The organism is Streptomyces lavendulae subsp. lavendulae, from assembly GCF_002803845.1.
In the GTDB taxonomy this organism is placed as follows: domain Bacteria; phylum Actinomycetota; class Actinomycetes; order Streptomycetales; family Streptomycetaceae; genus Streptomyces; species Streptomyces lavendulae.
This window is the reverse complement of record NZ_CP024985.1, coordinates 6248761-6268733: the sequence shown is the minus strand read 5'-3', so window position 1 is coordinate 6268733 and position 19973 is coordinate 6248761. Positions and strand designations below refer to the sequence as shown.

21 protein-coding genes are annotated in these 19973 nt (G+C 71.9%); 5 read left to right on the top strand and 16 right to left on the bottom strand.

What is annotated here, in order from left to right:
- Positions 1-162 precede the first annotated feature (162 nt).
- The gene (locus SLAV_RS27970) at positions 163-1641 is read right to left on the bottom strand and encodes a hypothetical protein (protein ID WP_030233361.1); all 1479 of its coding nucleotides are present in this window, start codon (positions 1639-1641) and stop codon (positions 163-165) included.
- A 364-nt stretch (positions 1642-2005) separates the two neighbouring features.
- Here SLAV_RS27970 and SLAV_RS27965 point away from each other — a divergent pair, with 364 nt between their 5' ends.
- The 3 genes from SLAV_RS27965 (at position 2006) to SLAV_RS27955 (ending at position 4887) form a co-directional block, all read left to right on the top strand.
- Positions 2006-3847, top strand: coding sequence for a DUF8508 domain-containing protein (locus tag SLAV_RS27965; RefSeq protein WP_030233358.1), 1842 nt, complete (start codon positions 2006-2008; stop codon positions 3845-3847).
- Between the two features lie 64 nt (positions 3848-3911).
- Positions 3912-4394 (top strand): GNAT family N-acetyltransferase, encoded by a 483-nt coding sequence (locus tag SLAV_RS27960; protein WP_030233356.1) that lies wholly within the window; start codon positions 3912-3914, stop codon positions 4392-4394.
- A gap of 238 nt (positions 4395-4632) precedes the next feature.
- Positions 4633-4887 carry a hypothetical protein gene (locus SLAV_RS27955; RefSeq protein ID WP_030233353.1) on the top strand — a complete coding sequence of 85 codons (255 nt, stop codon included), beginning with the start codon at positions 4633-4635 and terminating at the stop codon, positions 4885-4887.
- 10 nt (positions 4888-4897) lie between these two features.
- Here the strand turns inward: SLAV_RS27955 and SLAV_RS41150 are convergent, their stop codons facing one another.
- The 3 genes from SLAV_RS41150 to SLAV_RS27945 form a co-directional block, all read right to left on the bottom strand.
- Positions 4898-5062 (bottom strand): hypothetical protein, encoded by a 165-nt coding sequence (locus SLAV_RS41150; RefSeq protein ID WP_158740733.1) that lies wholly within the window; start codon positions 5060-5062, stop codon positions 4898-4900.
- Between the two features lie 123 nt (positions 5063-5185).
- Positions 5186-6166, bottom strand: coding sequence for a 2,3,4,5-tetrahydropyridine-2,6-dicarboxylate N-succinyltransferase (gene dapD, locus SLAV_RS27950; protein WP_030233350.1), 981 nt, complete (start codon positions 6164-6166; stop codon positions 5186-5188).
- A gap of 9 nt (positions 6167-6175) precedes the next feature.
- Positions 6176-7417 carry an MFS transporter gene (locus SLAV_RS27945; protein ID WP_030233348.1) on the bottom strand — a complete coding sequence of 414 codons (1242 nt, stop codon included), beginning with the start codon at positions 7415-7417 and terminating at the stop codon, positions 6176-6178.
- Between the two features lie 95 nt (positions 7418-7512).
- Here SLAV_RS27945 and SLAV_RS27940 point away from each other — a divergent pair, with 95 nt between their 5' ends.
- Positions 7513-8388 carry a winged helix-turn-helix transcriptional regulator gene (locus SLAV_RS27940; protein WP_030233345.1) on the top strand — a complete coding sequence of 292 codons (876 nt, stop codon included), beginning with the start codon at positions 7513-7515 and terminating at the stop codon, positions 8386-8388.
- Between the two features lie 190 nt (positions 8389-8578).
- Here the strand turns inward: SLAV_RS27940 and SLAV_RS27935 are convergent, their stop codons facing one another.
- Together SLAV_RS27935 and SLAV_RS27930 are read right to left on the bottom strand one after the other, a co-directional pair.
- Positions 8579-9124: a TetR/AcrR family transcriptional regulator gene (locus SLAV_RS27935; protein WP_030233342.1), complete on the bottom strand. Its 546-nt coding sequence runs from the start codon at positions 9122-9124 to the stop codon at positions 8579-8581.
- Positions 9124-9447, bottom strand: coding sequence for a DMT family transporter (locus SLAV_RS27930; protein WP_030233340.1), 324 nt, complete (start codon positions 9445-9447; stop codon positions 9124-9126). Before SLAV_RS27930 ends, SLAV_RS27935 begins: the two co-directional genes overlap by 1 nt.
- A 108-nt stretch (positions 9448-9555) precedes the next feature.
- On the opposite strand from SLAV_RS27930, the gene SLAV_RS27925 reads away from it, so the two are divergent.
- The gene (locus SLAV_RS27925; RefSeq protein ID WP_158740731.1) at positions 9556-10386 is read left to right on the top strand and encodes a hypothetical protein; all 831 of its coding nucleotides are present in this window, start codon (positions 9556-9558) and stop codon (positions 10384-10386) included.
- On the opposite strand, the gene SLAV_RS27920 is transcribed toward SLAV_RS27925, so the two are convergent.
- The 10 genes from SLAV_RS27920 to SLAV_RS27875 all read right to left on the bottom strand — a co-directional run bounded on the left by SLAV_RS27920 (position 10383) and on the right by SLAV_RS27875 (position 19902).
- Positions 10383-11750 carry a hypothetical protein gene (locus SLAV_RS27920; protein WP_100660980.1) on the bottom strand — a complete coding sequence of 456 codons (1368 nt, stop codon included), beginning with the start codon at positions 11748-11750 and terminating at the stop codon, positions 10383-10385. The genes SLAV_RS27925 and SLAV_RS27920 overlap by 4 nt on opposite strands.
- On the bottom strand, positions 11747-13165 hold the full coding sequence (locus tag SLAV_RS27915) for a hypothetical protein (protein WP_425276225.1): 1419 nt from the start codon (positions 13163-13165) through the stop codon (positions 11747-11749). Before SLAV_RS27915 ends, SLAV_RS27920 begins: the two co-directional genes overlap by 4 nt.
- Before the next feature lie 153 nt (positions 13166-13318).
- Entirely contained in the window at positions 13319-13663 is a 345-nt protein-coding gene (locus SLAV_RS27910; protein ID WP_030009139.1) for a metal-sulfur cluster assembly factor, read from the bottom strand.
- Complete coding sequence (gene sufU, locus SLAV_RS27905; RefSeq protein ID WP_030237123.1) at positions 13660-14121, bottom strand: Fe-S cluster assembly sulfur transfer protein SufU; 462 nt, start codon at positions 14119-14121, stop codon at positions 13660-13662. Before sufU ends, SLAV_RS27910 begins: the two co-directional genes overlap by 4 nt.
- 36 nt (positions 14122-14157) lie before the next feature.
- Positions 14158-15414 carry a cysteine desulfurase gene (locus SLAV_RS27900; protein WP_030237124.1) on the bottom strand — a complete coding sequence of 419 codons (1257 nt, stop codon included), beginning with the start codon at positions 15412-15414 and terminating at the stop codon, positions 14158-14160.
- Positions 15411-16175 (bottom strand): Fe-S cluster assembly ATPase SufC, encoded by a 765-nt coding sequence (sufC, locus tag SLAV_RS27895; protein ID WP_030237127.1) that lies wholly within the window; start codon positions 16173-16175, stop codon positions 15411-15413. The genes SLAV_RS27900 and sufC overlap by 4 nt, the downstream gene beginning before the upstream one ends.
- Positions 16176-16182: 7 nt before the next feature.
- A complete protein-coding gene (locus SLAV_RS27890; RefSeq protein WP_030237129.1) occupies positions 16183-16500 on the bottom strand; it encodes a bifunctional 3-phenylpropionate/cinnamic acid dioxygenase ferredoxin subunit in 318 nt (105 codons plus the stop codon).
- Positions 16500-17678 carry a Fe-S cluster assembly protein SufD gene (gene sufD, locus SLAV_RS27885; protein ID WP_030237132.1) on the bottom strand — a complete coding sequence of 393 codons (1179 nt, stop codon included), beginning with the start codon at positions 17676-17678 and terminating at the stop codon, positions 16500-16502. The genes SLAV_RS27890 and sufD overlap by 1 nt, the downstream gene beginning before the upstream one ends.
- A 74-nt stretch (positions 17679-17752) precedes the next feature.
- Complete coding sequence (gene sufB / locus SLAV_RS27880) at positions 17753-19168, bottom strand: Fe-S cluster assembly protein SufB (protein WP_030237135.1); 1416 nt, start codon at positions 19166-19168, stop codon at positions 17753-17755.
- The gene (locus SLAV_RS27875) at positions 19165-19902 is read right to left on the bottom strand and encodes a helix-turn-helix transcriptional regulator (RefSeq protein WP_037688150.1); all 738 of its coding nucleotides are present in this window, start codon (positions 19900-19902) and stop codon (positions 19165-19167) included. The genes sufB and SLAV_RS27875 overlap by 4 nt, the downstream gene beginning before the upstream one ends.
- Positions 19903-19973: the final 71 nt, after the last annotated feature.

Sequence of the window (19973 nt, the reverse complement as noted above, 5' to 3'; positions counted from 1 at the left end):
GGCCGACCCCTTGCCGGTGGCCGGAATGGCGTACTCCGGCCACTCGAACGGCTGGTTGTGCACCGGCGGCCGGGGCCCCCGCAACCGGCCGGGAAACCGGAACGCCGGGACCCCCGGAACCGGCCCGCCGGGACCCCTGGCCGACCGCACCCCCGCCGCCGGTCAGGGCCTGCGGGAGCGGGCCTTGAACGCGGCCTTGCGCGCCTCCTTCGAGGACTTCTTGTCGGGGTGGAGCCGCCCCATGGCCTCCAGCACGTACGCCGTGGCGGGGTGCTCGACCCGCCACACCTGCTCGAAGAACTCGTTGTGGTGCTCGGTCAGCGTCCGCATCAGCAGCGGCAGCTCCTCGGTCTCCCCCTCCGCGGCGAGCTGCGCGGCGATCGTGTCGACCGTCAGCCACAGCACCATCTCCGGGTCCGGCGCCGGTACGTCGCCCACCCCGTGCTCGGCGAGCCAGACCCGGGCGAGCCCGCCCAGCTCCGGGTCGTCCAGCACGGCCCGGACGGCCGGCTCGGCCTCCCGCCCGGCCGGGGTCAGGGCCTGCTGGCAGCGCAGCCGGCGCAGCGGGGCGGCCTCGTCGGCGCCGCGGGCCGCCGCGAGCAGCTCGGCGACCGCGACGGGCAGTTCGCGGCCGGCCAGCCACTGCTCGATCTCGGCCTGCGCCGCGGCCTCGGAGTAGAAGGACACCGCGTCGAGCAGCGCGTCGGCGCCCTTGTCGGCGAGTTCGCCGAGGGCCGGGGCCTCGACCCCGGCCTCCAGCATCCGGGCGCGGACGCCGTACAGGCCGAGCGGGGTCAGCCGGACCATCCCGTAGCGGGACACGTCCTCGTCGTCCTCGATGACGGTGTCGGGGAGGTCGTCGGCCTCCGTCATCAGCTCCTCGTCGACGGGGTGGAACTCCACCAGTCCGATGGGCTCCAGCTGCCGGAACTGGTCGTCCAGGCGCATCATCGCGTCGGAGACCTGCTCCAGGACCGCGTCGGTGGGGTCGCCCATGTCGTCGGGCACGATCATCGAGGCGGCGAGGACCGGGAGCGGCACCGGGCCGTCGCCCGCGCCGCCCTCGGTGACGGTGAGCAGGTAGAGGTTGGCGAGGATCCCGTCGAGGAAGTCGGCCTCGCGCTGCGGGTTCCAGTCGAGCCGGTCGAAGTCGATCTCGCCGCCCGCGTCCATGGCGTCGACGAGGTCGTCCAGGTCGGGCACGGCGGCGTCGGCGAGGACGGCGTCCAGGGCCGCGAGCCACAGGTCGAGCACGTCACCGGGCGCCCCGCCGGACACGAGGGCGAGGTCCTCCCCGGGGACGGCGGTGCCGTACTCGGGCTCGGCGCCGTCGCCGCCGCCCTCGACGTCCTCCTCCGGCTCCGTCACGTCGACCAGGCCGGTGTCCACGGCGACCCGCCAGGCCTGGGCCGCGTGGCCGGGGCTGTCCTCGTCGGCGGCGTCGAGACCGAGCAGGGCGACGGCCTCGGCCAGCTGCTGGGGGACGAGTTCGCCGCCGACGTCGACACGGGTGTCGGGGCCGGCCCAGCGGGCGAGGCGTACGGCGCGGGCGAACAGCGGGGCGACGAGGGCGTCGCGGGCCAGCTCCGCATCGGAGTGCAGCCGTACCGGCGGCAGCGAGGGGTGCGGCTCTGCGGACATGCGGTGGTTCTCCTCGGACGGGATGCGTAGGGCGGTTCGGACGGGACGCGCACTACGGCGGGACGGTCGGGCGGTGGTGCGGTCCGGCGGGTGACGCAGGGCGGCGGTGCGGGGGTCGGGCGGGCGGTGCGTGCGGGGCGGCGCCGGGTGGCACGCCGGACGGGCCGTCATGCCTGGTACGGCGTACCAGGGTAGACGCATTTCGGGCAGCCCCGGCGGGCCAACGTCTTTGGTTCATCCCACAGTCAACTCCTGTCTTCCCTGGAGCCCTTGACAACTTCCCTGGTCACACAGGAAATTGACGCGCGTAGATGTACCGGGGCCCACGAGGCCCCTCTCCTCCACACCTCCGGAGTTCCCGCCCATGCGCTCCTCGCATCCCCGTTCCGCCGCCGTCGCGGCCCTCGTCGCCACCGCGCTGGCCACCGGCCTGCTCGCGGGCACCGCCGACGCGGCCGAAGGCGCCGTGTCCGCCGATCCGATACGCATCCACGACATCCAGGGCACCACCCGGACATCCCCGCTCAACGGCAAGCCGGTCGCCGACGTCCAGGGCATCGTCACGGGCGTGCGCACCTACGGCTCGCGCGGATTCTGGATCCAGGACCCCGACGCCGACGACGACCCCGCCACCAGCGAGGGCATCTTCGTCTTCACCGGCTCCGTCCCGACCGTCGCCGTCGGCGACGCGGTCAAGGTCTCGGGCACGGTCGGCGAGTACGTTCCCGGCGGCGTCAACTCCGGCAACCAGTCGGTCACCCAGATAGCCAAGCCCACCGTCACGGTGGTCTCCTCCGGCAACGCGCTGCCCGCGGCCGTCGCCGTCAACGAGTACTCGGTCCCGGCCGCCTACGCCCCGACGGGCGACCCGGCCGCCGCCAACAGCATCAACGGCCTGACCCTGGAGCCCTCGCGCTACGCCCTGGACTACTACGAGTCCCTGGAGGGCATGAACGTCAAGATCGGCACCTCGCGCGTGGTCGGCGCCACCGACCCGTACAGCGAGATGTGGGTCACGGTGAAGGGCTGGGAGAACACCGCCAAGCGCGGCGGCACCCTCTACGGCTCGTACGAGTCCCAGAACACCGGCCGCCTCCAGATCCAGCAGCTCGCGCCGGTGGCGCAGCAGCCGTTCCCGGTGGCCAACGTCGGCGACAAGCTGACCGGGACCACCGAGGGCCCCCTCGACTTCAACCAGTTCGGCGGCTACACCCTGGTCGCCCGCACCCTGGGCACCGTCAAGGCGGGGACCCTCGCGCCCGAGAAGACCAAGCCGCAGGCGGCGAACGAGCTCGCGGTGGCCACGTACAACGTCGAGAACCTCGACCCGACCGACCCGCAGACGAAGTTCGACAACCTCGCCAAGGCGGTCGTGGAGAACCTCGCCTCGCCCGATATCCTGGCCCTGGAGGAGATCCAGGACGACAACGGCGCCAAGAACGACGGCACCGTGTCGGCCGAGCAGACGCTGACGAAGTTCACGGCCGCCATCGCCGCCGCGGGCGGCCCCGCCTACCAGTGGCGTTCGGTCACCCCGGAGAACAACAAGGACGGCGGGGAGCCCGGCGGCAACATCCGCCAGGTGTTCCTCTTCAACCCGGCGCGGGTCTCCTTCACCGAGCGCGCGCCCGGCGACGCCGTGACGGCGACCGGGGTCACGACGGAGAACGGCAAGGCCGCCCTGACCCACTCCCCCGGCCGGATCGACCCGGCGAACGCGGCGTGGGCCGACAGCCGCAAGCCGCTGGCCGGCGAGTTCGTCTTCAAGGGCAAGACGGTCTTCGTCATCGCCAACCACTTCTCCTCCAAGGGCGGCGACGAGGGCCTGACCTCGGTCCACCAGCCCCCGGTGCGCTCCTCGGAGGCCAAGCGGCTGCTGCAGGCGCAGGCCGTGAACGGGTTCGTGAAGCAGCTGCTGGCGGCCGACAAGAACGCCTCCGTGCTCGCCGTCGGCGACATCAACGACTTCGAGTTCTCCGGCACCGCGCAGGCGCTGGAGGACGGCGGGGCGCTGTACTCGGCGATCAAGTCGCTGCCGAAGGCGGAACGTTACTCCTACGTCTACCAGGGCAACGCCCAGGTGCTGGACCAGATCCTGGTCAGCCCGGGGGTCAAGCACTACGCGTACGACAGCGTGCACATCAACGCCGAGTTCTCCGCCCAGAACAGCGACCACGACCCGCAGGTGCTGCGCTTCCGCCCGTAGTCCCTCCCCTGACCGCAGGGGGCCCGGCCGCCGTCCCGGCCGGGCCCCTTGCCATGCTCGGGGCATGATCTTCCGAGTCGCCACCCGCCAGGACCTGCCCGCCGTACTCGCCCTGCTGGCCGACGGGGGCGCCGGAGCCGGCGGGACCGGCGGGGCCGGGGACCGGGTCGGCGCTCCGGTCCCGGTCGAGGCCGGCGGGGCCCACGAGCGGGCCTTCGCCGCGATCGAGGCCGACCCGCGCAACGAACTGCTGGTCCTCCAGGACGGGGACGCGCTGGTCGGCTGCCTGCAGCTCACCTACATCCCGGGCCTGGGCCAGGGCGGGCGGGAGCGGGCGCTGGTCGAGGCGGTACGGATCCGCGCCGACCGGCGCGGCGGGGGCCTCGGCGCCGAGCTGATGGCCCTGGCGGTGGAGCGGGCCCGCGGGCGCGGCTGCGGCCTGGTCCAGCTGACCAGCGACAAGCGGCGGACGGCCGCGCACCGGTTCTACGAGCGCCTCGGATTCGCGCGCAGCCACGAGGGGTTCAAGCTCCGCCTGGAGCCGTAGCGGCGTACCGGCCGGAGCCGTAGCGGCGTACCGGAGCCGTGACCTCCGGTCACCCGGCGACCACCGACCGGAGCCGCGACGGCCACCCGGCCCGCGCGGGAGGGGACTTTCGACCCTGGCGTGACGCTCGCCACACACCTCCCGATTTCAGCCGGTTGTGGTGTTGAGTGTCTGCACGCCCGATCGTCCGCCCCGGCTCCGTACCGGCTCGCACCGTACGCACTCATCGGAGGACCGCGTGTTCCCCTCCATCTCCCCCGCCCAGGAAATCGGCCTGGCCGTGCTGCTCGTGGCGGCGCTGGTCTGGGTCCTCGGCCTCGGCCACATGCTGTGGGGCAGCCGCTTCCACCACCCCGAGCCGGGCGCCCACGACGGCCTGCCGGCCATCCCGGCCCAGCGCGGCGCCGACGCGCACCCGATGGAATCGGTGGAGCTGACGGAGGCGGAGGAGCAGGCCTTCGCGGGCCTGATCCGCACGCTCCCCCTGCGCTGACGCGGCCCCCTCAGGACGCCATGGCCCGCTGCACCGCCTCCACGAAGGCATAGCGGCTGCGCCGGGCCTCGACACGGCACCCGTTCATCAGCTCCCGGCGCTCCTCGGCACGGGCCGGGTCACCCGAACACACGGCTTCGTGGAACCGGCGGGCCGCGCTCCAGAACCCGTTCACGGTTTCGCAGAGACCACGGACCGCCGCCCGCCCTCGGCACGGGTACCCGGACACGCACGGGCCCCCTCCCGGTCCGCGCGGGGACCGGAAGGGGGCTCGACGGCGAACCGCGCCGGCGCGGGGTCAGTTGTGGCTGTGCAGGACCTCGTTCAGGCCGCCCCAGGCCGCCTTGTACGGGCGGGCCTCGACGGCGCCGGTGACCGAGTTGCGGCGGAAGAGGATGTTGTCGGCGCCGGAGAGCTCCAGGGCCTTGACGATCTCGCCGTCCGGCAGGGTCACGCGGGTGCCCGCGGTCACGTAGAGGCCGGCCTCGACGACGCACTCGTCGCCCAGGGCGATGCCGACGCCCGCCTCGGCGCCGATCAGGGTGCGCTCGCCGATCGAGATGATCTGCTTGCCGCCGCCCGAGAGGGTGCCCATGGTGGACGCGCCGCCGCCGATGTCGGAGCCGTCGCCGACCACGACGCCCGCCGAGATCCGGCCTTCGACCATGGAGGTGCCGAGGGTGCCGGCGTTGAAGTTGACGAAGCCCTCGTGCATGACGGTGGTGCCCTCGGCGAGGTGCGCGCCGAGGCGGACGCGGTCGGCGTCGGCGATGCGCACGCCCTTGGGGGCGACGTAGTCGGTCATGCGGGGGAACTTGTCGATCGAGGTGACCTGGAGGTGCAGGCCCTCGGCGCGGGCGTTCAGGCGGACGGTCTCCACCTGGTCGACCGGGACCGGGCCCAGCGAGGTCCATGCGACGTTGGCCAGCAGGCCGAAGACGCCGTCGAGGTTCTGACCGTGCGGCTTGACCAGGCGGTGGCTGAGCAGGTGCAGGCGCAGGTACGCGTCGTGCGCGTCCAGCGGCTTGTCCTCCAGGGAGGCGATGGCGGTGCGGACGGCTACGACCTCGACGCCGCGGACCGCGTCCGAGCGGATCGCCTTGGCCGCGGCCGCGCCGAGGAGCTCCACGGCCTGCTCGGCGGTGAGGCGCTCGGTGCCGGCCGGGCCGGGCGCGTCGACCAGCTCGGGGGCGGGGAACCAGGTGTCGAGGACGGTGCCGTCGGAGGCGATGGTGGCAAGTCCGGCGGCGACGGCGCCGGTGGTACGCGTAGCAGTCATGCCCGAAACCTAACCGGCGACGGCCCGCCGTCGCGAACCGGTCTCATGTGCCGGGCGCACCGCGTGTCGCCGGGCCGCCCGCGCCCGCCGCGCCGAGAGCCGGATCAAGGCCGCCCCCGCCGCGGCGGCCAGCACGGCGCACACCGGCCACAGCAGCCCGGGGGCGGCGGCGTACAGGGCCCCTCCGGCGGGCGGCCCGAGGACGGTGCCGGTGACGGAGACCCCGGCGTACAGGCTCTGGAAGCGGCCGACGGCGTGGTCGGGGGCCTGGTCGGCGACGTAGGCGGTGGCGGTGGTCTTGTAGAGGATCTCCCCGAGGCTCAGCAGCACCATCATGGCGACGGCGGTCGCGACGCCCGCGCCGAGGGTCAGCGCCCCGTACCCGGCCCCGACCAGGACCAGCCCGGTCCCCACGACGGCGAGCGGCGGCCGGTCGCGCAGCGCGATCGCGGCGGGCAGCTCCAGCAGCAGGACGACCGCGCCGTTGAGGGCGATGACGAACCCGAAGGCGCGGACGTCGAGGCCGTGGTCGGCGAGGAACACGGGGAAGACGAAGTACTGCTGGCGGTAGACCACGTCCGCGACGAGGATCGCGCCGAGCAGCACCACGACGGCGGGCCGTGCCCGCAGTTCGGCGAGGACACCGCGGCCCCGACCCCCGTCCGGGGCCGCGGCGGGACTGCGGGAGGCGCCGCGCGCCGGGACGACGCGGGCGGTCCAGAGGGCGAAGAAGAGGGTGCCGAGGCCGTCGCCGACGAAGAGCCATTCGGACGAGAGCCCGGCCGCCACCAGCGCGCCCAGCGGCGGGCCGAGGGTGAAGCCGCCGTTGGACACGCACCGCATGACGGCGAAGGCCTGCCGCCGGGCCCCCTCGGGCACGGTGACGGCCACCAGCGCGGAGTTCGCCGCGCGCACCACCCCGGAGGCGTACTGGGCCAGGGGCAGGGCCGCGTACAGCAGCGCGGTCGGCAGCAGCGGGAAGGCCGTGAGGGTGATCCCGCCGAGGACGGAGGCGGCGAGCAGCACCCGGCGGTGGCCGAAGCGGTCGCCGTACCAGCCGCCGGTGAAGTTGCCGGCGACGAGGCCGAGGCCGCCGATGCCGGTGACCAGGCCGGCCCCGGCGGCGCCGAGGCCGCGCGGGCCGGTCAGGTAGAGGAAGACGAAGACGAAGGTGAAGCTGACGACGGCGTTGACGAATATCCCCGCAGCCAGCAGCCACACGACCCGCGGTACGTCCTTGAACCCCTGCAGCACACCCGTGTCCCCCGCGTCGCGACCTAGTAAGTTCCCTTTAGGAACTGACTATGTCAGCATGGCAGCCTGGGGTCAACGGACAAAGGAGTGCCATGGCCCAGCGCACACACCTCGGCGACGCGGACTGTTCCATCGCCCAGGCCCTCGACGTCGTGGGCGACTGGTGGACGCTGCTGATCGTGCGCGACACGGCGCGCGGTCTGCACCGCTTCGACGAGCTCCAGGGCGAGCTGGGCATGTCGCGCAAGGTGCTCGCCGAGCGGCTGAAGCTGCTGGTCGAGGCCGGGGTGTTGACGCGCACGCCGTACCAGGAGCGCCCGGTGCGGCACGAGTACCGGCTGACCCCGCGCGGGCGGGGCCTGCTCCCGGTCCTGGTCGCCCTCCAGGACTGGGGCGACGCCTGGATCCTGGGAGAGGGAGAGATGACGGCGACGACCGAGGAGTCCTCGAAGGAGGCCGCACGGGTGCACGCGCTGCGCGGCACCCGGCTGCCGGAGCTGCTGCTGCCGGACCGTTTCGGCGAGCTCCGCGACCCGGTGGCGGACACGCCGTTCACCGTCCTGTACTGCTTCCCCGGCGCCTACGCCCGGGCCGAGGCCTACCCGCCCGGCTGGGCGGGGATCCCCGGCGCGAAGGGGTGCACCCTGGAGTCGTGCACCTTCCGCGACCAGCTCGCGGAGTTCACCGCGGCCGGCGCCACCGTCCACGGGGTCTCGACCCAGCGCCCGGACGAGCAGCGGGAGTTCGCGGAGCACGAGCGGCTGCGCTTCCCGCTCCTCTCGGACGCGGAGCTGGACCTGGTGACGGCCCTGCGGCTGCCGACCTTCCGCGCGGGCGGGGTGAGCCGGCTGAAGCGGCTGACGCTGGTCGTGGACCGGGAGCGCACGGTGCGCGAGGTGTTCTACCCGATCCGGGACATCGAGGCGAGCGTCGCGGCGGCCCTGGCGGCGGTGCGCGCCGCGCCGTGATCAGGAGCGGAGCGGGCCGCCGGCCCGGTCTGCGCGCGGTGGGGACGTTCCGGTCCGCCTACGCCCTCGGCCGCCCGCCGGGCGCGGGGGGACCGTGGCCGTCCCGGCCCTGGCCCGCCACCCGGGCCCGCCCAGCCACGCCACCTCCCGGCCGCTCACCGCCGGCCGCTCACCGCCGGCCGCCCACCGCTCACTGCCGCGGCGGCAGGCCGAGGACCCGGGCCAGGACCTCGCGGGCGTACGGCTCCTCGTACGGGCGGTCCGTCAGCAGGACCTGGAGGCAGATGCCGTCCATCACGGCCACCAGCGCCCGCGCCGTCACGGGATCGGTGTGCTCCGCCAGCGCGCCGGCCACCGACTCCAGCCACTCGGCCGCGACCGGCCGCAGCGCGGGCCGGCGCAGGGCGGCCAGGTAGAGCTCGTACTCCAGCTCCGCCCGGCCCCGGTCCGCCGCCAGGACCTCCCTTAGCAGCCGGGCCAAGGCGTCGGCCAGGTCCTCGTCCCCGCGGGGCGCGAGCTCGGGCGCGTAGGCCTCATTCGCCTGCCGCAGGGCCGCCACCAGCAGGTCGTCCAGGTTCTTGAAGTGGTAGGTCGTCGAGCCCAGCGGTACGTCCGCCTCGGCCGCGGCGCTGCGGTGGCTGAGCCCCGCGATCCCCTTGGCCCCCACCACCCGGATCGCGGCATCGATGATCCGCTGCCGCCGCTCCGGGTCGTACCGGCGCGTCCCGGCGGCCATCAGTGGGCCGCTCCGCCGAGGTTCAGGAGGACCACCCCGGCGATGATCAGGGCGATCCCGGCCAGCTTCGCGGCGGTGGCGGCCTCCCCCATGAAGACCATGCCGATGGCCGCGATGGCGGCGGTGCCGACTCCGGCCCAGATCGCGTACGCGGTGCCGACCGACATCGATTTCAGCGTCTGCGCGAGCAGGCTGAAGGCGACCACGTAGCCCAGCAGCGTCCCCAGCGAGGGCCAGAGCCTGGTGAACCCCTCGCTGTACTTCATCGCGGTGGTCCCGGCGACCTCGGCGGCTATGGCCGCCGCAAGCAGTACGTACGGCATGCGTACAACAGTACACATCGATGCGTACACATGTACACACGCAAGCCTCAGGACACTCACAGGCTCCGGTACTACGGTGTCCCCCCGCACACGACAGGGGGACCGCGCATGGCACAGCACTGGACCCACAGGGGCGGCGGCTGGCTGCCTCCACAACGGCCCCGGCCGGGCGTGGTGCCCCTGCGCCCGCTGGGGCCCGGCGACATCCTCGGGGGCGCCTTCACCGCCCTGTCCCGCTACGGCGGCCGGCTGTGCGGTGCCCTGCTCCTCGGCCAGCTCGCGGCGGGGGTGCTGGTCGTCGCGGCGGCGGGGGCGGCGGCCCTGGCCTCGCTCAGCCCCCGGGCCGGTGAACGGGCCTTCGTCTGGGTGCTCCTCCCGGCGGCGGCCCTGTTCCTGGTCTTCACCTGCGCGCTGGCCACCGCCCTGATCGCGGCCCTGCTGCGGCCGGCGGTCCTGGGCCGTGCCGTGACCGTGCCGGGACTGCTCGGAGCCGCGCTGCCCCGTACCCCAAGGGTGCTCGGCGCCCAGCTGACGGCCCTGCTGACGGCGGCGGGCCCGGGCGTGGCGGCCCTGGCGGCGGGGCTGCCGCCGCTGGTGCTGCCGCCCCTGGCTCCGGTCGCCCTGTGGCTGGGCGTGCTGTTCTCGCTGGCGCCCACCGCCGCCGGGTACGAGGGGCTCGGCCCGGTGGCGGCACTGCGCCGCTCGGCCCGGCTGGTGCAGGGTGCCTGGTGGCGCACCTTCTGCTGGACCGCACCGGCCGTCGCCTTCACCGCGGGTGCCGGGTACGCGCTGCTGGCGCAGGCCGGCCTCCCGGGCGCACTGGCGGCCCTGGTCCTGCTGCCGGCCTTCCCACAGCTGCCCGCCGGTCTCCTCTACGTGGACCGGCGGATCCGCCACGAACACCTGGCGGAGACCCTGACCGCCGAAACAGCCCCCTAGGACAGCGTGAACCACGCGGAGCGGGACTTCTTCCACTCCGGGTGCGTCAGGTCCTTGGCCTCGGTGCCGTCGCCGTAGAGGTCGGCCGAGCCGCTGTCGGTGATCAGCTGGACCCGGGCCCCGGGGACGGTCAGGTCCGGCACGTCCACGATGGCCTCCCAGCCGCCCGGGTCGGTGGTCGGCAGGTCGGCGCGCTTGACCGGGGCGTGGCCGGGGATCCCGTCCCACTGGTAGAGGGCGTAGGGGTCGGAGTTGTCGTCGGCGGCCCAGGAGCCGGCCAGGATCAGGTACTGGTCGGCGGCGTTCTTGCGGATGTCACGCACCGCGAGCCCGCCCAGGTCCAGCTCGATCCCGGACCCGAAGACGGCCTTGGCACCGCTGGAGAGCACCTTGTCGAAGTTCGTGACGGGCACCAGCAGCGCCTTGCCGCCGGGCACGGCCGGGGCCAGCGGGGCACGGAAGCCCAGGTAGGCGGTGGTCGTGGAACCCGGGGCGAACTCCAGACCCTCCATGTTGAAGCCGTCGATCTGCTTCGGGACCTCACCGGCGGCCGTCCCCGCCGCGAAGCCGTACCGGTTGCCGTTCGCGCCGTCCCAGGCCACGAGGTCGTCGCGGAGCTTCTTGTTCGAGCGCCCGTACGCGAGCTGGGTCGCGGAGCCGGAGCCGCTCACCGTGGTGGTGAAGACGGTGTTGCGGGGGGCCTTGTACTCGCCGTCCTTGTTGTTGCCGAGCGAGCCGGTCCAGTAGACGGTGTCGCCGATCCGGGTCGCGCCCTCGATGTCCACCTCCTTGGTGACGCCGAGCTGGGAGCTGAAGTCCCAGGTCCTGACGGGTGCGGCGGAGCGGGAACGGTCGTACAGGCGCAGCACGTTGGACTCGTCGTCGGCGACCACCGTGTAGCCGCCGCCGACGTCCACGGCCGCCGAGGAGTCGGAGGCGCCGCTGAGGTAGCGGGCGTCGGCCGGGTTCTGGACGGCGGTGGAGGCCGCGTAGGACAGGGTCTTGGTGGCGCTCTTGCCGCCGAGCCCGCTGACCTTGATGGTGAGGTTGGCGTAGCCGCGGCCGCGCGCGGTGACGGCGAGCTGTCGCACGGCGCCGGCGCCGGTCACGGTGACGTCGCCCGTTCCGGCGACGGAGGTCTTGCTGGAGGCGGTGGCGCTGACGGTGAGCGCGGAGACGTCGGCCCCGCTCTGCCCCACGGTGACGTCCACGGTCTGGTCGCCGACCCCGCCGACGGCCCCGGACAGGTACGAGGACGAGAACGAGATGGTCGGCGTGCCGTAACTGACGGCCTGGGCAGGGGCGTTGAGCCCGGCCAGGAGGATCGCCGCGAGCGCGGCCGTACCCAGGTGCTTGTTGTTCATCGGTGTCCCCCACGAATCGGGCCGAGCGCGAACCAGGCGGAGCGGGACTTCTTCCACTCCGGGTGCGTCAGGTCCTTGGCTTCGGTGCCGTCGCCGTAGAGGTCGGCGGCACCGTTGTCGGTGATGAGCTGTACGCGGGCGCCGGGCACCCGCAGGTCGGGCACGCTCACGATGGCCTCCCAGCCACCGGGGTCGCCGGTCGGCAGGTCGGCGCGCTTGACCGGGGCGTGGCCGGGGATCCCGTCCCACTGGTAGAGGGCGTAGGGGTCGGAGTTGTCGTCGGCGGCCCAGGAGCCGGCCAGGATCAGGTACTGGTCGGCGGCGTTCTTGCGGATGTCACGCACCGCGAGCCCGCCCAGGTCCAGCTCGATCCCGGACCCGAAGACGGCCTTGGCACCGCTGGAGAGCACCTTGTCGAAGTTCGTGACGGGCACCAGCAGCGCCTTGCCGCCGGGCACGGCCGGGGCCAGCGGGGCACGGAAGCCCAGGTAGGCGGTGGTCGTCGAGCCCGGGGCGAACTCCAGACCCTCCACGTTGAAGCCGTCGATCTGCTTCGGGACCTCACCCGCGGCCGTCCCCGCCGCGAAGCCGTACCGGTTGCCGTTCGCGCCGTCCCAGGCCACGAGGTCCTCGCGCAGGCCCTTGTAGGCGGCGGTGAAGGTGACCTCGGTGGTGGCGCCCGAGCCGGTGATCCGGGTGGTGAAGACGGTGTTCCGTTCGGACTTGTACTTGCCGTCCTTGTTGTTGCCGAGCGAGCCGGTCCAGTAGACGGTGTCGCCGACCCGGGCGGCGGCCTCGATGTCCGCCTCCTTCTTCGCGCCGAGCGCGGGGCCGAGGTCCCAGGTCCTGACGGGTGCGCCGGAGCGGGAACGGTCGTACAGGCGCAGCACGTTGGACTCGTCGTCGGCGACCAGGGCGTAGCCGCCGCCGACGTCCACGGCGGCCGAGGCGTCGGAGGAGCCGGTGAGGTAGCGGGTCGCGGGGGCGGCGGCGGTCCGCGCCGAGGCGGCGTAGGAGAGGACGGCGGTGGCGGTCCGGCCGCCGCGGCCGGTGACGCGCAGGGTGAGGTCGGTGTACCCCTGGGCGCGGGCCCGGACCGTCAGCCTGCGGTCGCCTTCCGGCGTGCGTTCCTGCCGTACGTCGTCCACCGCGGCGACGGCCGGGTTGCTGGAGGAGACCACCTGGAGGCGCAGGAACCCGGCCGGGACGCCGGCCTGCTCCACGTCGGCCGTGACGGTGGGGTCGCCGGAGCCCTCGACGGCGCCGCTGAGGTGGTCGGCGGACAGGGTGATCGTCGGGGCGGCGTATCCCGTGTCCGCGCGGGCGAGCACGGTCAGCCCGGCCAGGAGCAGGGCGGCGGCCCCGGCGGCGGCCACGGCGCCGCAGCGGCGGGCCGCTGAAGGGCGAACGGTCACAGGGGTTCCTCTCGTGTGCTCCGTCCCGTCAGGACGGCCATCGAGAAGATTCGGCCACCGTGGCCAACTCCTGGTGCACTTCACTTGTCGGGCCGGAGAACAGGGAGGGCCCCCGGCACGACCGTGCCGGGGGCCCTCTCACATGCGCGTCGGTCAGACGTTGAAACCGAGCGCGCGCAGCTGCTCACGGCCGTCGTCCGTGATCTTGTCCGGGCCCCACGGGGGCATCCAGACCCAGTTGATGCGAAGTTCGCTGACGATGCCGTCCGTCGCCGACTTCGCCTGGTCCTCGATGACGTCCGTCAGCGGGCAGGCCGCCGAGGTGAGGGTCATGTCGAGGGTGGCGATGTTCGCGTCGTCGATGTGGATGCCGTAGATCAGGCCCAGGTTGACGACGTCGATGCCCAGCTCGGGGTCGACCACGTCGTAGAGGGCCTCGCGGACCTCTTCCTCGGTGGCCGGCTTGATCGACGCCTCGGGCGTCGCGTTCTCGGTCATGCCGTCTTCCTCTCCGCGTCGCCCAGCACCTGGGCGGTCGCGTCCTTCCACGCCATCCAGCTCAGGAGAGCACACTTCACGCGCGCCGGATACTTGGAGACGCCGGAGAAGGCGACCGCGTCCTCCAGCACCTCCTCCATGGCCTCGTCGGGCTCCAGCTTGCCCTTGGACTGCATCAGCTCCAGGAACGTGGCCTGGATCTTCTGCGCCTCGGCCAGCTGCTTGCCGACGAGCAGCTCGTTCAGTACGGACGCGCTGGCCTGGCTGATGGAGCAGCCCTGGCCCTCGTAGGAGACGTCGGTGAGCGTCTCCCCGTCGTACTTCACGCGCAGCGTGATCTCGTCGCCGCACGTCGGGTTGACGTGGTGCACCTCGGCGTCACCGTCGCGCAGGCCGCGGCCGTGCGGGTGCTTGTAGTGGTCCAGGATCAGGTCCTGGTACATCGAATCCAGCTTCACTGCGTCCTCGTCAGCCTCGTGTCGTCCGACTCTTCATCATCCGAAGAAGTTCCGTACGTGCTCCAGCCCGTCGATCAGCGCGTCGACCTCGGCAGGAGAGGAGTACAGGTAGAACGACGCTCGCGTCGTCGCGGGAATTCCGTACCGCAGGCAGACGGGGCGCGCGCAGTGGTGTCCCACGCGGACCGCGATGCCCTGTTCGTCGAGCACCTGGCCGACGTCGTGCGGGTGGATGTCCCCGAGCGTGAAGGAGATCGCGGCGCCGCGGTCCTCGGCCGTGGTCGGGCCGATGATCCGCAGGTCCGGCACCTCCAGGAGGCGCTTGACCGCGTACTCGGTGATCGCGTGCTCGTGAGCGGCGATCTTGTCCATGCCGATCGAGGTCAGGTAGTCCACGGCCGCGCCGAGGCCGACGGCCTGGGCGATCGGGGGCGTGCCGGCCTCGAACTTGTGGGGCGCGGGGGCGTACGTCGACGAGTGCATCGAGACGGTCTCGATCATCTCGCCGCCGCCGAGGAACGGGGGCAGGTCCTCCAGCAGCTCCTGGCGTCCCCACAGGACGCCGATGCCGGTCGGGCCGCACATCTTGTGGCCGGTGAAGGCCACGAAGTCGGCGCCGAGGGCCTGGACGTCCAGCGGCATGTGCGGAGCGGCCTGCGAGGCGTCGATCAGCACCAGCGCGCCGACCTCCTGCGCGCGCCGGACGATCGCCTCGACCGGGTTGACCGTGCCCATGATGTTGGAGACCAGCGTGAAGGAGACGATCTTCGTCTTCTCCGTGATGACCTCTTCGATGTTGGACAGGTCGAGCCGGCCGTCGTCGGTGAGGCCGAACCACTTCAGCTTCGCGCCGGTGCGCTGCGAGAGCAGCTGCCACGGCACGATGTTGGAGTGGTGCTCCATCTCCGTGATGGCGATCTCGGTCTCGCGGTCGACCCGGTAGGGCTCCTCCGCCCAGCCGAGCATGTTCGCCACCAGGTTGAGCGACTCGGAGGCGTTCTTGGTGAAGATCACCTCGTCGCGGCTCGGTGCGTTGATGAAGGCGGCGACCTTGTCGCGGGCACCCTCGTACAGCGCCGTGGCCTCCTCGGCGAGCACGTGCACGCCGCGGTGGACGTTGGCGTTGTGCCGCTCGTAGTACTCGTTCAGCGCGTCGAGCACCTGGCGCGGCTTCTGCGAGGTCGCCGCGTTGTCCAGGTAAACGATCTTCTTCCCGTCGTGGACCACACGATCCAGCAGGGGGAAGTCCTTGCGGATCGCCTCGGTGTCGAGGAGGCCAGGCAGCTGTGTCACGCGGTCGCGCCACCCTTCACGTACTTGTCGTAGCCCTCGGCCTCCAGCACGTCGGCCAGCTCGGCGCCGCCGGACTCGGCGATGCGGCCGTTGGCGAAGACGTGCACGAAGTCGGGCTTGATGTAGCGCAGGATGCGCGTGTAGTGGGTGATCAGCAGGGTGCCGACCTCACCGGTCTCGCGGACGCGGTTGACGCCCTCGGAGACGATGCGCAGCGCGTCGACGTCCAGGCCGGAGTCGGTCTCGTCGAGGATCGCGATCTTCGGCTTCAGGAGCTCCAGCTGGAGGATCTCGTGGCGCTTCTTCTCACCGCCGGAGAAGCCCTCGTTCACGTTGCGCTCGGCGAAGGCCGGGTCCATCTGGAGCTGCTCCATCGCGGACTTGACCTCCTTCACCCAGGTGCGCAGCTTGGGGGCCTCGCCGCGGATGGCCGTGGCCGAGGTCCGCAGGAAGTTGGAGACCGAGACGCCGGGGACCTCGACCGGGTACTGCATGGCGAGGAAGACGCCGGCGCGGGCGCGCTCGTCGACGGACATCTCCAGGACGTCTTCGCCGTCGAGGGTCACGGTGCCACCGGTGATGGTGTACTTCGGGTGACCGGCCAGCGAGTACGCCAGCGTGGACTTGCCGGAGCCGTTCGGACCCATGATGGCGTGCGTCTCACCCTGCTTGACGGTGAGGTCGACGCCCTTGAGGATCTCGCGGGCGCCGTTCTCGGCCTCGACGGAGACGTGCAGGTCGTGGATTTCAAGCGTTGCCATGGATACCTCAGGACTCCTGGGTGAGGGAGACGAGCACGTCGTCCCCTTCGATCTTTACGGGGTAAACGGGTACGGGGCGGGTCGCGGGCAGACCGGAAGGCTTCCCGGTGCGCAGGTCGAAGGCCGACCCGTGCAGCCAGCACTCGATCATGCAGTCCTCGACCTCGCCCTCCGAGAGCGAGACGTTCGCGTGCGAGCAGATGTCGTTGATCGCGAACACCTCGCCCTCGGCGCGCACGATGGACACCGGCGTGCCGTCGAGTTCCACCCGCTTGGGGGTGTTCTCCTCCAGCTCGCTCAGCGCACAGGCCTTGAGGTAGCTCATCAGACGGACGCCGCCAGCTCGGTCTCGATCCTGGCGAGCAGGCGCTCCTCGATGTCGTCGACACCGATCTGCTGGACGAGCTCGGCGAAGAAGCCGCGCACGACCAGACGGCGGGCCTCGTCGGCCGGGATGCCGCGCGCCTGGAGGTAGAAGAGCTGCTCGTCGTCGAAGCGGCCGGTGGCGGAGGCGTGGCCGGCGCCGACGATCTCGCCGGTCTCGATCTCCAGGTTCGGCACCGAGTCGACCCGCGCGCCGTCCGTCAGGACGAGGTTGCGGTTCATCTCGTAGGTGTCGGTGCCCTCGGCGCTCTTCTCGATGAGGACGTCACCGATCCAGACGGCGTGGGCGTCCTGGCCCTGGAGCGCGCCCTTGTAGACCACGTTCGACTTGCAGTGCGGGGCGTCGTGCGTGACCAGGAGGCGGTGCTCCTGGTGCTGGCCGGCGTCCGTGAAGTACAGACCGAGCATCTCGGCCTCGCCGCCGGGGCCCGCGTAGGCGATCCGGGGGTGGAGGCGGACGAGGTCGCCGCCGAAGGTCACGACCACGGACTTGAAGCTCGCGTCGCGGCCGACCAGCGCGTTGTGCTGGGAGGTGTGGACGGCGGTGTCGTCCCAGTCCTGCACGGACACGAAGGTCACCTTGGCACCGTCGCCGACGAGGATGTCGACGTTGGCGGCGCGGACGCCGTCACCGGTGTGGTCGATCACGATGATCGCCTCGGCGAAGGGCTTGATGTCGAAGACGGTGTGACCGAAGGTCGTGCCGCCCTCGCCGTGCAGGGCGACCCGGATCGGCTCGGCGAGCACGGTCTCCTTGGGCACGGTGACGACCGTGGCCTTGGCGAACGAGGAGAAGGCCTGCGCGGAGACGCGGTCGACGGGGGTGCCGGCCTTGCCGATCCGCTCGTCGCCGCGCTCGACCGACTCGATCGTGACGCCCTCGGGCGCGTCGATCTGGGCCTTCATGGTGCCGTCGGCGACCGCGGTGCCGTCGTGCAGGCCCTTGAGGCGGGCCAGCGGGGTGAACCGCCACTCCTCCTCACGGCCGTTCGGAACCGGGAAGTCGGCCACGTCGAAGGACGGGGGCGCGCTCATCCGGGTGGCGACGGTGGACTCGGCGGCCACCGCGATCGCGCCGGCGGTGGTGGAGCCCGCCGGGATGTTCTGAGCCTCAGCCATGGCTGTCGTGTTGCTCGCTCTCTTAAAAAACGCCTACGTCAAAGAATGTGCTGGATGCCGGGCGGCGGCCGGGACTAGCCGACCGAGCCCTCCATCTGCAGCTCGATCAGCCGGTTGAGCTCCAGCGCGTACTCCATCGGGAGCTCCTTCGCGATCGGCTCGACGAAGCCGCGCACGATCATGGCCATGGCCTCGAACTCGGTCAGGCCGCGGCTCATCAGGTAGAAGAGCTGGTCGTCGGAGACCTTGGAGACGGTGGCCTCGTGGCCCATCGTCACGTCGTCCTCGCGGACGTCGACGTAGGGGTAGGTGTCCGAGCGGGAGATGGTGTCGACCAGGAGCGCGTCGCACAGCACGTTGGACTTGGAGCCCGCGGCGCCCTCGCCGATCTCGACCAGGCCGCGGTAGGAGGTGCGGCCGCCGCCTCGCGCCACCGACTTGGAGACGATGTTGGAGGAGGTGTTCGGCGCCATGTGGACCATCTTGGAGCCGGCGTCCTGGTGCTGGCCCTCGCCCGCGAAGGCGATGGAGAGGGTCTCGCCCTTGGCGTGCTCGCCCATCAGGTAGACGGCCGGGTACTTCATGGTGACCTTGGAACCGATGTTGCCGTCGATCCACTCCATGGTCGCGCCCTCGTACGCCACGGCGCGCTTGGTGACCAGGTTGTAGACGTTGTTCGACCAGTTCTGGATGGTCGTGTAGCGGCAGCGGCCGCCCTTCTTGACGATGATCTCGACCACGGCGCTGTGCAGCGAGTCCGAGGAGTAGATCGGGGCGGTGCAGCCCTCGACGTAGTGGACGTAGGCGTCCTCGTCGACGATGATCAGCGTCCGCTCGAACTGGCCCATGTTCTCCGTGTTGATGCGGAAGTAGGCCTGGAGCGGGATGTCCACGTGGACACCCTTGGGGACGTAGATGAACGAGCCGCCGGACCACACCGCGGTGTTCAGCGACGCGAACTTGTTGTCGCCGACCGGGATGACCGTGCCGAAGTACTCCTGGAAGAGCTCCGGGTGCTCCTTGAGCGCGGTGTCCGTGTCGAGGAAGATGACGCCCTGCTCCTCCAGGTCCTCGCGGATCTGGTGGTAGACGACCTCGGACTCGTACTGGGCCGCGACACCGGCGACGAGGCGCTGCTTCTCCGCCTCCGGGATGCCGAGCTTGTCGTACGTGTTCTTGATGTCCTCGGGCAGGTCCTCCCAGGAAGCGGCCTGCTTCTCGGTGGAGCGCACGAAGTACTTGATGTTGTCGAAGTCGATGCCCGAGAGGTCGGAACCCCAGTTGGGCATGGGCTTCTTGCCGAACAGCTTGAGGCCCTTGAGGCGGAGGTTCAGCATCCACTCCGGCTCGGACTTCTTCGCCGAGATGTCGCGGACGACCTCCTCGGACAGACCCCGCTTGGCAGCCGCGCCGGCCGCGTCGGAGTCGGCCCAGCCGTATTCGTAGGTGCCCAGGCCATCGAGCTCAGGGTGAGCAGTCTCCGTGGTCATGCGGGGTTCCTCCCGGCCGTACTTGCAGATACTGATGTGTCGGTCTGTGTGGCGCTTCGCGGAATGAACGTGGTGCACACCCCGTCGCCGTGGGCGATCGTGGCGAGGCGCTGCACATGCGTCCCGAGCAGGCGGGAGAAGACCTCGGTCTCCGCCTCGCAGAGCTGCGGGAACTGCTCGGCGACGTGTGCGACCGGGCAGTGGTGCTGACAGAGCTGTTCACCGCTGTGCGGACCGGGAGCGCTCTTCGCCGTAGCAGCGTACCCGTCCACGGTCAACGCCTTGGCCAGGGCCTCGGTGCGGTCCGCGGGTGCGGCCGCCTCGACGGACTCCCGGTAGGTCTGCGCCTGCGCCTCCATGCGCGCCCTGGCGAAGGCGGCGACGGCCGCCTCCCCCTGCTCGCCCCCGCCGACGGACTGCGCGATCCAGCGCAGGGCGTCCGCGGCGAGCTTGTCGTAGGACTGGTCGAAGGCGTCGCGGCCGCAGTCGGTGAGCGCGAAGACCTTGGCGGGCCGGCCCCGGGTGCGTGCGCCGTACACACGCTGCTCACGGGGTGCGACCACGTCGTCGGCGACGAGCGTGTCGAGGTGGCGGCGGACGGCGGCCTGGGTGAGGCCGAGACGCTGCGCGAGGTCGGCGACGGTGGAGGGGCCGTGGTCCAGGATGGACCGCGCGACCCGGTTGCGGGTTGACCGCTCCCCGGTCGCGAGCTCCCCCTGAGGGGCCTCGCTCATCCGTTCGCCGTATTTCACAACGCCATTGTTGCGTAATTAAGCGAGCCCCGACAAGCCGTGACGGAGGCCAC

Coding starts and splice junctions, on each gene's coding strand:
- SLAV_RS27970 (WP_030233361.1), bottom strand. CDS start 1,641: ATGTCCGCAGAGCCGCACCCCTCGCTGCCGCCGGTACGGCTGCACTCC.
- SLAV_RS27965 (WP_030233358.1), top strand. CDS start 2,006: ATGCGCTCCTCGCATCCCCGTTCCGCCGCCGTCGCGGCCCTCGTCGCC.
- SLAV_RS27960 (WP_030233356.1), top strand. CDS start 3,912: ATGATCTTCCGAGTCGCCACCCGCCAGGACCTGCCCGCCGTACTCGCC.
- dapD (WP_030233350.1), bottom strand. CDS start 6,166: ATGACTGCTACGCGTACCACCGGCGCCGTCGCCGCCGGACTTGCCACC.
- SLAV_RS27940 (WP_030233345.1), top strand. CDS start 7,513: ATGGCCCAGCGCACACACCTCGGCGACGCGGACTGTTCCATCGCCCAG.
- SLAV_RS27935 (WP_030233342.1), bottom strand. CDS start 9,124: ATGGCCGCCGGGACGCGCCGGTACGACCCGGAGCGGCGGCAGCGGATC.
- SLAV_RS27930 (WP_030233340.1), bottom strand. CDS start 9,447: ATGCCGTACGTACTGCTTGCGGCGGCCATAGCCGCCGAGGTCGCCGGG.
- SLAV_RS27925 (WP_158740731.1), top strand. CDS start 9,556: ATGGCACAGCACTGGACCCACAGGGGCGGCGGCTGGCTGCCTCCACAA.
- SLAV_RS27920 (WP_100660980.1), bottom strand. CDS start 11,750: ATGAACAACAAGCACCTGGGTACGGCCGCGCTCGCGGCGATCCTCCTG.
- SLAV_RS27910 (WP_030009139.1), bottom strand. CDS start 13,663: ATGACCGAGAACGCGACGCCCGAGGCGTCGATCAAGCCGGCCACCGAG.
- sufC (WP_030237127.1), bottom strand. CDS start 16,175: ATGGCAACGCTTGAAATCCACGACCTGCACGTCTCCGTCGAGGCCGAG.
- SLAV_RS27890 (WP_030237129.1), bottom strand. CDS start 16,500: ATGAGCTACCTCAAGGCCTGTGCGCTGAGCGAGCTGGAGGAGAACACC.
- sufD (WP_030237132.1), bottom strand. CDS start 17,678: ATGGCTGAGGCTCAGAACATCCCGGCGGGCTCCACCACCGCCGGCGCG.
- sufB (WP_030237135.1), bottom strand. CDS start 19,168: ATGACCACGGAGACTGCTCACCCTGAGCTCGATGGCCTGGGCACCTAC.
- SLAV_RS27875 (WP_037688150.1), bottom strand. CDS start 19,902: ATGAGCGAGGCCCCTCAGGGGGAGCTCGCGACCGGGGAGCGGTCAACC.